Origin of the sequence: Providencia sp. CIM-Carb-044 (assembly GCF_033901115.1) — a bacterium.
Lineage (GTDB): Bacteria > Pseudomonadota > Gammaproteobacteria > Enterobacterales > Enterobacteriaceae > Providencia > Providencia hangzhouensis.
Map to the genome: position 1 here is coordinate 47,706 of NZ_JAXADV010000011.1, position 14,492 is coordinate 62,197.

Consider the following 14,492-nt stretch of genomic DNA (forward strand, 5'->3'; position numbering starts at 1 on the left):
AAAATGAAAAAATTGTGGTTCACTGCCAAAGAATTAGCTGGGTTAGAAGGACTCCCGACATCACCCCAGGGAATTAACCTAATGGCAAGACGAGAAGGCTGGAAAAACCGCCGTAAAAGAGGGGTGCAAGGTAAGGCTGTTGAGTATTATTATGAAAGCTTACCGGGGGAAATCCAAGGGCAACTTAGCCTGCATGAGCCTTCGGTAACTTACCAAAGTCAAAGAACAGATGCATTACAGATCTGGTCAGAAGCGTATTATCAATTGACAGAGTCTGAGCGCAATAAAATAGTGAAATATATCCTGCGTTATGGTTTGTCGTCACTGCTTGCGCAAATCGATGAAGAAGACAAAGGGGAAAAATAGCGTTTCCCCTTTTCTTGACCTGTTTTGCCTTTTCTAGTGACTAAGAATGGCGTTGGATTGCGATATAAGCTAAGCCGATCAATGCATCTTTATAAATTGAATCTTCAATTATGTTTAAGGCATCAATCGCTTTTTGTGCTTCTTCTTGGGCTCTTGCATAAGTATATTCAAGGGAACCACAGCGTTTCATAGTTGCAAGAACAGTATCTAACAGATGACGCCCATTACCTTGTTCAATCGCTTGGCGGATCAATGCTGACTCTTCTTCATTACCATTTTGCATCGCGTGAAGTAGGGGAAGTGTAGGCTTACCTTCATCTAAATCATCCCCCGTATTTTTCCCCAGCTGAGCATTGTCTGCATCATAATCGAGTAGATCGTCAATTAACTGAAAAGCTGTCCCAATATAACGGCCATAATCTTGTAGTGCTTTTTCTTGCTCTGGTGTCGCATTGGCTAAAATCGCAGATGCATGGGCTGCTGCTTCAAAAAGGCGTGCGGTTTTACTGTAGATCACTTGCATATAGTTTTCTTCAGTAATGTTAGGATCGTTGCAGTTCATCAATTGCAAAACCTCCCCTTCAGCGATCACATTCGTCGCTTCAGACATCAGTTTTAGCACCCGCATTGAATCGAGATCCGTCATCATCTGGAATGATCGAGTGTAAATAAAATCACCAACTAAGACACTCGCGGCATTACCAAAAACAGCATTTGCAGTTTGCTTTCCGCGACGCATATCGGACTCATCAACGACGTCATCATGCAGCAAAGTTGCTGTATGAATGAACTCGATCAATGCAGCAACTTGGGTATGTTTATGACCCGAGTAACCTAAGGATCGACCAGCAAGCACTGCGATCATAGGCCGGATCCTTTTACCGCCACCACTGACGATGTAATAACCAAGCTGGTTAATTAGCGCAACATCTGAATTCAATTGACTGAGGATGGCTTCGTTTACCGCTGACATATCCTCAGTTGTCAGTTCAATAATAGATTCTAAATTCATCTTAATTTATTCATATTATTAGTTTTTGGTTCATTCCCGAAATAAAAAGTTGGGAGACCGATAGAACAGTTATCTTTCTAGCATAACATTATTAATTATAAGATTATCAGGTGTGATGCAAAAAATGTTTAAATAAGTAACAATTGAGTGAATAGGGACAAAATCAACGTTCAAAAACGGTTATTGAGAAAAAAGTCGTATTTTTTGTCATCTAACCGCATTATTGGCTTGTGTTCTGCTGCTTTTTTGCGTAGAATTCGCGCCCTATTGTGAATATTTTATAGCGTGCTCTGGAATTGAAATATTTAGCGAGTACGCGGAAAGCGGAGTTAATATGTACGCGGTTTTCCAAAGTGGTGGTAAACAACACCGAGTTAGCGAAGGTCAAACTGTCCGCCTAGAAAAGCTGGACATCGCAACAGGTGAAACTGTTGAATTTGATCAAGTTCTGATGGTTGCTAATGGCGATGAGATCCAAATCGGCGCTCCTGTCGTTGAAGGCGTTAAAGTGAAAGCGGAAGTGGTTGCACACGGTCGTGGCGAAAAAGTTAAAATCGTCAAATTCCGTCGTCGTAAACATAGCCGTAAACAACAGGGTCATCGTCAGTGGTTCACTGATGTTAAGATCACTGTCATCGCTTAAGATTTAGGAGAGCAGATTAATGGCACACAAAAAGGCTGGTGGTTCGACTCGTAACGGTCGTGACTCAGAAGCAAAACGTTTAGGTGTTAAACGTTTTGGTGGTGAAGCTGTATTAGCAGGTAGCATCATCGTTCGTCAACGTGGTACTAAGTTCCACGCAGGTAACAACGTAGGTTGTGGCCGTGACCACACTCTGTTCGCATTAGCGGACGGTAAAGTTAAATTTGAAGTTAAAGGTCCAAACAATCGTAAATTTATCAGCATCGAAGCTGAATAAGTTTTCTGACCTTTAATTCAGAATTAAAGCCCTGCAAAAACCTTTTGCGGGGCTTTTTATATTCAGATATTTGATCTTTAATGAACTACACACGTATTAAAGATGCACCATCTCTGAGTAGAACAGCCATCCAGCGTTATGCGGCTCAGAAGCGGAGAGAGAATTATGAAATTTGTAGATGAAGCCAAAATATTGGTCGTGGCAGGAGATGGTGGCAATGGTTGTGTCAGCTTCCGCCGTGAAAAATACATCCCTAAAGGGGGACCGGACGGTGGTGACGGTGGCGATGGTGGGGACGTTTACTTACAAGCAGACGAAAACCTCAACACGCTAATCGACTATCGTTTTGAAAAATCCTTTCGTGCAGAGCGCGGCCAGAATGGCCAAAGCCGTGAATGTACAGGTAAACGGGGTCAAGATATCACAGTTAAAGTGCCTGTAGGAACGCGTGTACGCGATTTAGGGACCAATGAAGTACTTTGTGATATGACTCTTCATGATCAACGTCATATGGTCGCTAAAGGCGGCTTCCATGGGCTTGGAAATACCCGTTTTAAATCTTCAGTGAATCGTGCTCCACGTCAACGTACCATGGGGACAAAAGGGGAAACTCGCGAAATACTGTTAGAACTAATGCTGTTAGCAGATGTTGGTATGCTTGGTATGCCGAATGCAGGTAAATCTACCTTTATTCGTTCAGTGTCAGCAGCAAAACCAAAAGTTGCTGATTATCCATTTACCACTTTAGTCCCAAGCTTGGGTGTCGTGCGTATGGATAACGAACAAAGCTTTGTGGTTGCGGATATTCCAGGGTTGATCGAAGGCGCAGCGGAAGGTGCAGGCCTTGGGATCCAATTCCTGAAACACTTAGAACGTTGTCGTGTCTTACTTCACTTGATTGATATTTGCCCTATTGATGAGTCTGATCCTGTCGAAAATGCGAAGATCATCATCAGTGAGTTAGAAAAATACAGTGAAAAGCTGGCAGCAAAACCACGTTGGTTAGTCTTCAATAAGATTGATATCTTAGGTGAAGAGGAATCAGCACAGCGCGCAGCAGAAATTGCCAAAGCGATGGGCTGGGAAGATAAATTCTATATGATTTCAGCAGTTAACCACGAAGGTGTGAAAGCACTGTGTTGGGATATCATGGAATTTATGAATACTCAACCGCGTGATATGGCAACGACTGAAGATACACAGCAACCTGAAAAAGTTGAATTCATGTGGGATGATTATCACAAAGAACAACTTTCTGGTACTGAAGATTTTGATGATGACTGGGATGACGATTGGGATGAAGATGACGACGAAGGTGTCGAAATTATTTATCAAAAATAGTTTATCTTAGAAATGTAAAAAGGCGCGAAAGCGCCTTTTTACTGTCTAAATCGCGTATGATCAGTTTTTCTGATACAGATCTTTATACAAACGGCTTTCAAATCGCACTAATGGTACTCGACGAGTACGTTGCTGGCTCTGTGGTACCGCATAAGCAGAGATAAATTGCACAAAAGCCACACGTTGACCACTGGCGGTTGTGATAAAACCAGCGAGATTATAAACCCCTTGTAATGCTCCCGTTTTGGCGGAAACTTTTCCATTAACACCCGCCTCATCAAAACCACCACGGTAACGCAAAGTGCCATCATGGCCGGCAAGTGGAAGCATAGAAATAAAATCGAGTTGTTGATCATTTTTAGCGATAAACTGCAAGATCTCCATCATGGTTGCTGGGGTGATTAAATTATGGCGAGATAATCCCGATCCATCTACCATCACGGTATTGCCAAGGTCGATCCCCGCTTTTTGCTTCAGTACTTGTCTTACCGCATCGGATCCTGAACGCCAAGTTCCCGGAACACCATAATATTCACGCCCAATGGTACGAAAAACGGTATCCGCTATCATATTATCGGATTTTTTGAGCATCACTTTTAACAAGTCATGTAGCGGCTTAGATTCGGTTTTGACTAATACTTGTGATTGAGCCGCAGGAAATGTGCGTTTTTTCACATGGCCAGTTAGCTCAATACCCGCGGTGGTTAACTCATTTTTGACAATTGCTCCGGAGTAACTCGCTCCATTTTGTACCGCAAAGGCAAGTGGCAAGGGCTCGCTGCGTTGAGTTAAACAACCTGTTAGGGTGTAGCGGTTCAGTTCACCAGGAACGACATCAAGTTCGCAATAGCGCGCTTCAGGGGAACCTTTAGCTAATGTTTTGACTTCGCTGAACATATTGACAGGGTAAAAACTAGCCGCCTTAATGAATGCAAAATCTCCTGCTTTTTCAGCAGGGTAAAGAGAAACTGAAAAACAGTTACGGTCAATGATAGCCGCAGCGGGTGGCGCACTAAAGCATTGGGTCATATCATTCCAAACCCATCCCGGTGCTTTGTCATGGCTAGTAAAAGCAGAAATATCAACGACGAGATCGCCGTCAACTTTATGGATCCCAAGCTGCTTTAATGCATTAGCCATATTGCGAATTTGTTGGCGGGTTAATGTCGGGTCACCACTGAAGCGGATCACTAAATCACCCGTCAGTGTGTTGTTGCTAAGTTTTGCATCAGTTTCAAAATTGGTGACAAAACGGTAATCTGGCCCCAGTTGCAATAGGGCAGCAAGAGCGGTCACAACCTTTTGTGTACTTGCAGGTAATGCCATTTGCTGTGCATTATAATCAATTAATGGGGTGCTACTTCCCACTTTTTGCGCGACCAGAGCAAGGTTAGTGCCATCAGGTAAATATTGTTTGTATTCATCAATAGGAATCGCAAAAACTTGCGTACTAGCTAAGGTAATTCCTAAAGAGATTATCCATTTTCTGGTTAAAGTTAATAATGACATATATTTCACGCATTAGGGTGGACATATAATACATACTAAAGTGTAATGCCCAAGAAAGTAAACGGTGACCCGTTATTAAGTCTCAGTTAAAATAGCGTACATTATGATAAGATAAATGAGTACATAAGTCTGATTGCGTTTTTTTACTAGAACACCCCCGGTTTTACGCAGGTGTTCGGTGTACTGTTGTTACAAAATCAGGAAGATACTTGTTTTTAGATAGGATTGAACCGAGGTATTTATTAATGAAACAGATCCCGATGACGGTACTTGGTGCGGATAAGCTAAGAGAAGAGCTAGAATTCCTTAAATCTGTCCGTCGCCCAGAAATTATTGCATCTATTGCAGAAGCGCGTGAGCACGGTGACTTAAAAGAAAATGCAGAATATCATGCAGCACGTGAGCAACAAGGTTTCTGTGAGGGCCGTATTCAAGAAATCGAAGGGAAACTTTCTCACGCTCAAGTGATTGATGTAACTAAAATGGTCAATAACGGTCGTGTTATCTTTGGCGCGACTGTGACAGTATTGAATGTTGATACTGACGAAGAGCTAACGTATCGTATTGTTGGTGATGATGAAGCAGATATTAAGATCAATCTGATTTCTGTGAACTCACCGATAGCACGCGGTTTAGTGGGTAAAGAAGTTGATGATGCGGTCTCGATTAAAACCCCAGGTGGTGATGTCGAGTTCGAAATTCTTAAAGTTGAGTATATCTGATTCCTATTTCCCTGAATTGGTTATATTATTTCCCTGATTTAAAGAAAAAGGCCGCAGGCGGCCTTTTTCATCATATAAAACATGCTTTCAATGGCATTTTTATATAAATGATGGGGGATTATTTAGGTAAAATGATTTTGCGGTCTGCCGAAGGACGGTAGATAACAAGAATTTTACCAATAATTTGTACATTTACTGCACCAGTTTCGCGAACAATCGCATCAGCGATCAAATTTTTAGTATCACGGTCTTCGCCTGCGATCTTGACTTTGATAAGCTCATGATGTGCTAATGAGAGTTCAATCTCAGCCAAAACACCTTCGGTTAAACCATTGTTGCCGATCATAACAACAGGGTTTAAATGGTGAGCGAGACTTTTTAGGTGCTGAATTTGTTTTTTATTAAGATTCATTGATTTTTTGCTTGGTTAGTATTGAAAATGGCTTATTCTACCGCCATCTGATATCTATCACCATCAATTATATCTTTTTGATGGTAAAGAAGCAGCAAGTTAGGTGAAGTTCTTTTAGTATAGTTGGAAAGCACAATGGCCAATAAAAAACGTTCGGCAAGCTCAAGTCGCTGGTTGCAAGAGCATTTTAGTGATAAATATGTTCAGCAAGCACAAAAAAAAGGGCTACGCTCACGTGCATGGTTTAAGCTGGAAGAAATCCAGCAAGGTGATAAAATTTTTAAACCAGGTATGACCGTTGTTGATTTAGGAGCAGCCCCTGGTGGTTGGTCGCAATACGTTGTTAGCCAAATAGGTCATAATGGGCGGGTTATTGCTTGTGACTTATTGCCGATGGACCCAATCGTTGGCGTTGATTTCCTGCAAGGGGATTTTCGCGATGAAGCCGTTCTCGCCGCTTTGTTAGAACGCGTTGGCGACAAAAAAGTACAGGTGGTCATGTCTGACATGGCTCCAAATATGAGTGGGACACCAGCGGTTGATATTCCTCGCTCTATGTATCTAGTTGAATTAGCTTTGGATATGTGCCGTGCTGTATTGGCGCCTGGGGGGAGTTTCATTGTTAAAGTGTTTCAGGGAGAAGGCTTTGACGATTACCTTAGGGATATCCGCTCCCTGTTTACGAAAGTAAAAGTTCGTAAACCCGAATCTTCGCGCGCACGGTCACGTGAAGTATACATTGTAGCGACAGGGCTAAAACTGTAGTACCCTGAGCGTTATTTGTTAACACAGTTGTAATATGAGGTTAATCCCTTGAGTGACATGGCGAAAAACCTGATTCTCTGGTTAGTCATCGCAGTTGTTCTGATGTCCTTGTTCCAGAGTTTTGGCCCAAGCGATTCGAATAGTCGCAGAGTTGATTATTCTACGTTTATCAATGAGTTAGCCCAGGATCAGGTACGTGAAGTTCGTATCACAGGTCGTGAATTGAACGTCAGAAAGGCTGATAATAGCCGCTATACAACTTATCTTCCTATGCAGGATGAGAAGCTGTTAGACACTTTGCTAAATAAGCATGTGACGGTTGTTGGTGAACCACCAGAAGAACCTAGCTTACTGACATCTATTTTTATTTCCTGGTTCCCAATGCTTCTGTTGATTGGTGTCTGGATTTTCTTCATGCGCCAGATGCAAGGCGGTGGCGGCAAGGGGGCAATGTCATTTGGCAAAAGTAAAGCCCGCATGCTGACAGAAGATCAGATCAAAACAACATTTGCAGACGTTGCTGGGTGTGATGAAGCCAAAGAAGAAGTGGGCGAAATCGTAGAGTTTCTACGTGAACCTGCTCGTTTCCAAAAACTTGGCGGTAAAATTCCAAAAGGCGTCCTGATGGTAGGGCCTCCAGGAACAGGTAAAACATTACTGGCAAAAGCTATCGCTGGTGAGGCAAAAGTTCCATTCTTCACCATTTCCGGTTCTGACTTTGTGGAAATGTTTGTGGGGGTGGGTGCTTCTCGTGTTCGTGACATGTTCGAACAAGCGAAAAAAGCAGCGCCTTGTATCATCTTTATCGATGAGATCGATGCGGTAGGTCGTCAACGTGGTGCGGGTCTTGGTGGTGGTCACGATGAGCGTGAACAAACACTGAACCAAATGCTAGTTGAGATGGACGGTTTCGAAGGTAATGAGGGGATCATTGTTATCGCAGCAACTAACCGTGCTGACGTACTTGACCCTGCTTTATTACGTCCAGGTCGTTTTGACCGTCAGGTAGTCGTTGGCTTACCAGACGTTCGTGGCCGTGAACAAATTCTGAAAGTACATATGCGTCGTGTTCCTATTGACCCAAATGTAGATACTTTCATTCTTGCACGTGCAACACCTGGGTTTTCAGGTGCTGAACTCGCAAACTTAGTGAACGAAGCCGCATTGTTTGCTGCTCGCGCGAATAAGCGTGTTGTTTCTATGGTTGAGTTTGAAAAAGCGCGTGACAAGATTTGGATGGGTGCAGAGCGTCGTTCTCTGATGATGACTGAAGAGCAAAAAGAATCAACGGCTTACCATGAAGGTGGTCATATGATTATCGGTCATTTAATGCCAGAACATGACCCTGTCCATAAAGTCACGATCGTTCCGCGTGGGCAAGCGTTAGGTGTTGCTTTCTTCTTACCAGAAGGTGATGAAGTCAGTCGTAGCCGCTTGAAGCTCGAAGGTATGATTGCAACGGCATATGCAGGTCGTATTGCAGAAGAACTGATTTATGGTCGCGATAAAGTCACAACGGGTGCTTCTTCCGATATTCAGTTTGCGACGAATACGGCGCGTAACATGGTGACTCAGTGGGGCTTCTCTGACCGCTTAGGCCCAATGCAGTATTCGAAAGAAGAAGGCCCAGCGTTCTTAGGTCGCTCTTCAGGTAATGGTTCAGGAATTTCTGATGAGACAGCACGTATTGTCGATGAAGAAATTAAAAAAATTCTGGACCACTGTTATCAACTGGCATACAAAACATTGGAAGACAATATTGATATTCTGCATGCGACTAAAGATGCATTATTAAAATATGAAACCATTGATATGCCACAGATTGATGACCTGATGAACCGCCGTCCAGTGCGTGAGCCAGCAGGTTGGGATGAAGACAAAAAAGTGAGTAATGTCACTGGTTCGTTCGGTACAGGTGCGCCAAAAGCGGAACCTACAGCGGAAAAACCACAGTCTGAAGAACCAGATAACACAAATAGTAGTAATAATGCTGATGAATCAAACCCATCAGATAATAACGACAGCAAACCACAATAAGCGGTCGTGAAATAAAATATTAAGACCCCAGTTCGCTGGGGTTTTTTTCGTTAAGGAAAAATAACAATGCAAATCAAAGCGAGAGGCAGTGTCCTTGACTTATCCACACCTAAGGTGATGGGGATTTTGAATGTCACTCCTGATTCCTTTTCAGATGGTGGCACTCATAATCGTTATCATGATGCGCTTGAACATGTGGCAAAAATGGTGGAACACGGTGCGACTATCATTGATATTGGTGGTGAATCTACCCGTCCAGGGGCTGCCGAAGTTTCTGTGAATGAGGAACTTGATAGGGTTATTCCTGTTGTTGAAGCAATAGCCCAGCGTTTTGATGTATGGATTTCAGTCGATACCTCTAAAGCCCAAGTTATGGCGGAAGCAGCAAACGCAGGTATGCATATCATCAATGATATTCGTTCTCTCCATGAGCCAGATGCATTAGACGTCGCCGCGAAAACAGGTTTACCCGTTTGCATTATGCATATGCAAGGCCAGCCAAGAACGATGCAAGAAGCGCCAAATTATGAAAATGTGGTGCGTGAGGTAAAAGACTATCTTGATGCTGAAATCACCCGGTGTGTGAGCGCAGGGATAGAGAGGCGACAAATTATCCTTGATCCAGGCTTTGGTTTTGGTAAGAACTTGTCGCATAATTACCAGTTATTGGCAAACTTAGAACAATTTCATAATTTCGGACTACCGCTATTGGCAGGGATGTCACGTAAATCTATGATTGGACAATTATTGAATGTTCCACCACAAGAACGCCTCGCAGGCAGCCTAACTTGTGCAGTGATTGCTGCGATGCAAGGGGCACACATCATTCGAGTTCATGATGTCAAAGAAACCGTGCAAGCGATGCAAGTGGTACAGATGACTCTGTCAGAAAAGGAAAAATAAGCGTATGAGCGACCGTAAATATTTTGGTACTGATGGTATTCGTGGCAAAGTGGGTGATAGCCCAATTACCCCTGATTTTGTTTTAAAATTAGGCTGGGCGGCAGGGAAAGTCCTCGCTCGTCATGGTTCACGTAAAATTATTATTGGTAAAGATACGCGTATTTCTGGCTATATGTTGGAATCTTCATTAGAAGCGGGCTTAGCAGCGGCGGGTTTATCCGCATCTTTCACAGGTCCAATGCCAACCCCAGCGGTTGCTTATTTAACACGTACTTTCCGCGCAGAAGCGGGAATTGTTATTTCAGCGTCTCATAACCCATATTATGATAATGGGATTAAATTCTTCTCAATTGATGGGACTAAGCTGCCTGATGAAGTCGAAGAAGCCATTGAAGCTGAAATGGAAAAGCCGATCACCTGCGTTGAGTCAGCTGAATTAGGTCGTGCAAACCGTATTGTAGATGCTGCCGGCCGTTATATTGAATTTTGTAAAGGTACGTTCCCGAACGAACAAAGCCTTGCAAGTTTAAAAATTGTCATTGATTGTGCTAATGGGGCTACTTACCACATCGCACCAAATGTGTTCCGTGAGTTAGGGGCAGAAGTCATCACTATCGGTTGCGATCCTAACGGAATCAATATCAACGAAGAGTGTGGCGCTACAGACGTTCGCCAGTTACAACAAAAAGTTTTGGAAGAAAAAGCACATGTCGGTTTAGCATTTGATGGTGATGGTGACCGCATTATTATGGTCGATCACCTCGGTGAAAAAGTTGATGGTGACCAAATTCTCTTCATTATTGCTCGTGAAGCGCTACGCCAAGGCCAGTTAAAAGGTGGGGTAGTGGGAACATTAATGAGTAATATGGGGTTAGAAATCGCCCTAAAACAGCTAGGAATTCCTTTTGAGCGTGCAAAAGTGGGCGACCGCTATGTTCTCGAAAAATTACAGGAAAAAGGTTGGCGCATGGGGGCTGAAAACTCAGGCCACGTGATTTTATTAGATAAAACGACCACTGGTGATGGGATTGTTGCAGGCTTGCAGGTATTAAGCGCTATGGTACGTAACCATATGAGCCTACATGACTTATGCAGTGGTATGAAATTATTACCACAAGTGCTAGTTAACGTACGTTTCAAAGGCCAACACGACCCATTACAAAGTGATGCAGTTGTTGCAGCGAACGAAGAAGTTGAAAAACAATTGGCAGGAAAAGGCCGCGTATTACTGAGAAAATCAGGAACAGAGCCATTAATCCGAGTTATGGTTGAAGGTGAAAACGAAGCTGATGTGACTGCAATGGCAAACCATATTGCTGATGCAGTAAAAGCAGCTGGCTAAGTTGTTATTGGTGAAGCTGAGCGATATTTTGATGATTTGTTGTTTTTTTCTGCAAATAATCAAATGGAATTAAAATAGACTTGCTTGTCGGCTCAGCTTTGGTTAGTATTCGCACCTGCTCAATCCCGTAAGAGTGTTTCTTTACGGCCGAAATGAGCAGGTGTGCAGTGATAAAGGTCATAGCATTAGGCTATGCACCGCAACTGAATAGGTAACTCAAATGTATGTAGCTCTTTTGATTATTTTCTTGCTAGCGGCTATCGGGCTTATTGGTCTGATTATGTTACAGCAAGGTAAAGGTGCTGACATGGGAGCTTCATTCGGTGCGGGCGCTTCTGCAACACTGTTTGGTTCATCGGGCTCAGGTAACTTCATGACCCGTATGACTGGAATCTTGGCTGCTGTGTTTTTCATCATCAGTTTAATACTTGGCAACATGACTGCCAACAAGTACGGAACTGGTAGTGGTAGTAAGTGGGAAAACATTAGTGAACCTACAAAAGTCGAGCAACCAACAGACGTTCCGGCAGCACCAGCTACACCAACGAGCGATATCCCTCGTTAAGTGTGAAAGATTCCGAATGAAGGCAACTAATGCCATCATTAAGTAGTAAGCTCAGCGATGAGTAAGAAGTTAAAATTTGAGGTTATTGATTAAATATTGATAACCTCGCCTCAGTGCCGAGGTGGTGAAATTGGTATACACGCTACCTTGAGGTGGTAGTGCCTACAAAACGGGCGTACGGGTTCAAGTCCCGTCCTCGGCACCATTATTTAAGATGCTTGTGATTTACAGGTTATCTGTGTAGAATATGACACGCTTTCGAACGCGGGATGGAGCAGCTTGGTAGCTCGTCGGGCTCATAACCCGAAGGTCGTCGGTTCAAATCCGGCTCCCGCAACCATTTCTTATTCAACATACCTTGTCAGTATCGTGGTCTATAGTAGTTATCCGGTGTAGTAATCAAGTGCAGTTATCTAACAGCTCTCAAAATTTCTCATCGATTTCTCTAGATTTTACAGGTATAATAAGAATATGGTGAACCCGTGCACTACAGGGTCCAGTTGCATAAAGCCCCGAATTTCGGGGTTTTTTGTTATTTGACAATCGAATTAACTGGGCTTTTATAGCCCTTTTTTTATGTCTGGGGGTGGGCTTGTCCACATTAGAACAGAAATTAACAGAGATGATCTCAGCACCTGTGGAGGCGCTAGGCTTTGAATTTGTAGGCTTAGAGTTTGTCCGTGGCCGTACATCAACACTGCGTGTCTTCATTGATAGTGAAGAAGGCATCACTGTTGATGATTGTGCTGATGTCAGCCATCAGGTCAGTGCAGTATTGGACGTTGAAGATCCAATCTCTGTCATTTATAACCTGGAAATATCGTCACCAGGGCTTGAACGTCCATTATTCACCATTGCGCATTATGAGCGTTTTATGGGGGAAGAGGTGGCATTGACTTTGCGTATAGCAATGCAGAACCGCCGTAAGTGGCAAGGAATTATTAAGGCCATAGACGGTGAAATGATTACGGTTACTGTAGATGGTAAGGATGAGGTGTTCGCCCTCGGCAACATCCAGAAAGCTAACTTGGTACCCCACTTTTAATAAAGTTCAATGAGGCAACTAGGATGAATAAAGAAATTCTGGCTGTTGTAGAAGCGGTTTCTAACGAAAAATCCCTCCCTCGTGAAAAAATCTTCGAGGCTCTGGAAACTGCATTAGCGACGGCGACTAAAAAGAAATACGAGCAAGAAATTGATGTTCGTGTGGAAATTGACCGTAAATCAGGTGATTTCGACACGTTCCGTCGTTGGTTAATTGTGGAAGAAGTCACAATGCCAACGCGTGAAATTACGTTGGAAGCGGCTCAGTATGAAGACCCAGCGCTCCAGCTTGGAGAGTACGTCGAAGATCAAATTGAATCTGTTGTATTCGACCGTATTACTACCCAAACAGCTAAACAAGTTATCGTACAGAAAGTGCGCGAAGCAGAACGTGCGATGGTTGTTGACCAATTCCGTGAGCAACAAGGTGAAATTATCACTGCTCAGGTGAAAAAAGTTAATCGTGAAAATATCACGTTAGATTTAGGCAATAACGCGGAAGCCGTTATTCTGCGTGAAGATATGTTGCCACGTGAAAACTTCCGTCCAGGTGACCGTATCCGCGGAGTCCTGTATGATGTTCGTCCTGAAGCACGCGGCGCGCAACTTTTTGTTACGCGTTCTCGCCCTGAAATGCTGATTGAATTATTCCGCATTGAAGTGCCAGAAATCGGCGAAGAAATTATTGAAATTAAAGCCGCTGCTCGTGACCCAGGCTCTCGTGCAAAAATCGCAGTTAAAACTAATGACAAGCGTATCGACCCAGTTGGTGCTTGTGTTGGTATGCGTGGTGCACGTGTTCAAGCCGTTTCTAGTGAATTAGGCGGCGAAAGAATTGATATTGTGTTATGGGATGATAACCCAGCTCAATTCGTTATTAATGCAATGGCTCCGGCTGATGTTGCATCTATCGTAGTCGATGAAGACAAATGTACGATGGATGTTGCCGTAGAAAGTAGTAATTTGGCACAAGCCATTGGACGTAACGGTCAAAACGTTCGTCTGGCAGCTCAGTTACTGAAAAAACACCGTGGTGATGACAAATGGGAATTAAATGTCATGACCGCAGAAGAGCTTAATGCAAAACATCAGGCAGAAGCACATGCTTCTATTGATACATTCACCAAGCATCTTGATATTGATGAAGAGTTTGCCACTGCACTTGTTGAAGAAGGCTTCTCGACGTTAGAAGAACTGGCTTACGTGCCTATTAATGAACTTCTGGAAATTGATGGTCTTGACGAAGAGACTGTTGAAGTTCTACGTGAAAGAGCGAAAGCGGCCCTCACCACAATAGAATTGGCTCAAAAAGAGAGCCTAGGTGATAATCAGCCAGCAGAAGATTTATTGAATCTTGAAGGTATGGATCGTACTCTTGCCTATAATTTGGCTACTCGTGGAATCTGTACACTGGAAGATCTTGCTGAGCAGGGCATCGACGACCTGATTGATATTGAAGGTCTGGATGATGAGAAAGCAGGTACGCTCATCATGGCCGCACGTAATATTTGCTGGTTCGGTAACGATGCGTAAACACTGTAGCAGGAAGGAACG

15 protein-coding genes and 2 tRNA genes are annotated in these 14,492 nt (G+C 43.4%); 14 read left to right on the forward strand and 3 right to left on the reverse strand.

The window, feature by feature from the left end; all coding sequences use genetic code 11:
• Positions 1–3: 3 nt before the first annotated feature.
• Positions 4–366, forward strand: a complete 363-nt coding sequence (locus SJ312_RS18150) for a DNA-binding protein (protein WP_004905928.1) — start codon at positions 4–6, stop codon at positions 364–366.
• A gap of 40 nt (positions 367–406) precedes the next feature.
• Here SJ312_RS18150 and ispB read toward each other — a convergent pair whose 3' ends face one another.
• Positions 407–1,378 carry an octaprenyl diphosphate synthase gene (gene ispB, locus SJ312_RS18155; protein WP_004905927.1) on the reverse strand — a complete coding sequence of 324 codons (972 nt, stop codon included), beginning with the start codon at positions 1,376–1,378 and terminating at the stop codon, positions 407–409.
• A gap of 334 nt (positions 1,379–1,712) precedes the next feature.
• Between ispB and rplU the strand changes: the two genes are divergently transcribed.
• The 3 genes from rplU (at position 1,713) to cgtA (ending at position 3,639) form a co-directional block, all read left to right on the forward strand.
• Positions 1,713–2,021, forward strand: a complete 309-nt coding sequence (gene rplU, locus SJ312_RS18160; RefSeq protein ID WP_004905925.1) for a 50S ribosomal protein L21 — start codon at positions 1,713–1,715, stop codon at positions 2,019–2,021.
• A gap of 19 nt (positions 2,022–2,040) precedes the next feature.
• Positions 2,041–2,298: a 50S ribosomal protein L27 gene (gene rpmA / locus SJ312_RS18165; RefSeq protein WP_004905922.1), complete on the forward strand. Its 258-nt coding sequence runs from the start codon at positions 2,041–2,043 to the stop codon at positions 2,296–2,298.
• A 165-nt stretch (positions 2,299–2,463) separates the two neighbouring features.
• On the forward strand, positions 2,464–3,639 hold the full coding sequence (gene cgtA / locus SJ312_RS18170; protein ID WP_319868164.1) for an Obg family GTPase CgtA: 1,176 nt from the start codon (positions 2,464–2,466) through the stop codon (positions 3,637–3,639).
• A 60-nt stretch (positions 3,640–3,699) separates the two neighbouring features.
• Here the strand turns inward: cgtA and dacB are convergent, their stop codons facing one another.
• Positions 3,700–5,148, reverse strand: coding sequence for a serine-type D-Ala-D-Ala carboxypeptidase (gene dacB / locus SJ312_RS18175; RefSeq protein WP_094961653.1), 1,449 nt, complete (start codon positions 5,146–5,148; stop codon positions 3,700–3,702).
• 245 nt (positions 5,149–5,393) lie between these two features.
• Between dacB and greA the strand changes: the two genes are divergently transcribed.
• Positions 5,394–5,870 (forward strand): transcription elongation factor GreA, encoded by a 477-nt coding sequence (greA, locus tag SJ312_RS18180; protein ID WP_004905916.1) that lies wholly within the window; start codon positions 5,394–5,396, stop codon positions 5,868–5,870.
• A gap of 118 nt (positions 5,871–5,988) precedes the next feature.
• On the opposite strand, the gene yhbY is transcribed toward greA, so the two are convergent.
• Positions 5,989–6,282, reverse strand: a complete 294-nt coding sequence (yhbY, locus tag SJ312_RS18185; RefSeq protein WP_004905914.1) for a ribosome assembly RNA-binding protein YhbY — start codon at positions 6,280–6,282, stop codon at positions 5,989–5,991.
• 135 nt (positions 6,283–6,417) lie between these two features.
• Between yhbY and rlmE the strand changes: the two genes are divergently transcribed.
• The 9 genes from rlmE (at position 6,418) to nusA (ending at position 14,471) form a co-directional block, all read left to right on the forward strand.
• Positions 6,418–7,047 carry a 23S rRNA (uridine(2552)-2'-O)-methyltransferase RlmE gene (gene rlmE, locus SJ312_RS18190; protein WP_004905912.1) on the forward strand — a complete coding sequence of 210 codons (630 nt, stop codon included), beginning with the start codon at positions 6,418–6,420 and terminating at the stop codon, positions 7,045–7,047.
• 57 nt (positions 7,048–7,104) lie between these two features.
• Positions 7,105–9,084, forward strand: a complete 1,980-nt coding sequence (gene ftsH, locus SJ312_RS18195; RefSeq protein WP_319868165.1) for an ATP-dependent zinc metalloprotease FtsH — start codon at positions 7,105–7,107, stop codon at positions 9,082–9,084.
• A 66-nt stretch (positions 9,085–9,150) separates the two neighbouring features.
• Positions 9,151–9,987 carry a dihydropteroate synthase gene (gene folP / locus SJ312_RS18200; protein WP_110591056.1) on the forward strand — a complete coding sequence of 279 codons (837 nt, stop codon included), beginning with the start codon at positions 9,151–9,153 and terminating at the stop codon, positions 9,985–9,987.
• A 4-nt stretch (positions 9,988–9,991) separates the two neighbouring features.
• A complete protein-coding gene (gene glmM, locus SJ312_RS18205; RefSeq protein ID WP_004905906.1) occupies positions 9,992–11,329 on the forward strand; it encodes a phosphoglucosamine mutase in 1,338 nt (445 codons plus the stop codon).
• 220 nt (positions 11,330–11,549) lie between these two features.
• Positions 11,550–11,894 carry a preprotein translocase subunit SecG gene (secG, locus tag SJ312_RS18210; protein WP_004905902.1) on the forward strand — a complete coding sequence of 115 codons (345 nt, stop codon included), beginning with the start codon at positions 11,550–11,552 and terminating at the stop codon, positions 11,892–11,894.
• A 115-nt stretch (positions 11,895–12,009) separates the two neighbouring features.
• A tRNA-Leu gene (locus tag SJ312_RS18215) sits at positions 12,010–12,099 on the forward strand.
• A gap of 58 nt (positions 12,100–12,157) precedes the next feature.
• Positions 12,158–12,234: transfer RNA gene (locus SJ312_RS18220), tRNA-Met, on the forward strand.
• Positions 12,235–12,486: 252 nt separating this feature from the next.
• Positions 12,487–12,939, forward strand: coding sequence for a ribosome maturation factor RimP (rimP, locus tag SJ312_RS18225; protein WP_036958775.1), 453 nt, complete (start codon positions 12,487–12,489; stop codon positions 12,937–12,939).
• 23 nt (positions 12,940–12,962) lie between these two features.
• Entirely contained in the window at positions 12,963–14,471 is a 1,509-nt protein-coding gene (nusA, locus tag SJ312_RS18230) for a transcription termination factor NusA (RefSeq protein WP_004905898.1), read from the forward strand.
• Positions 14,472–14,492 lie beyond the last annotated feature (21 nt).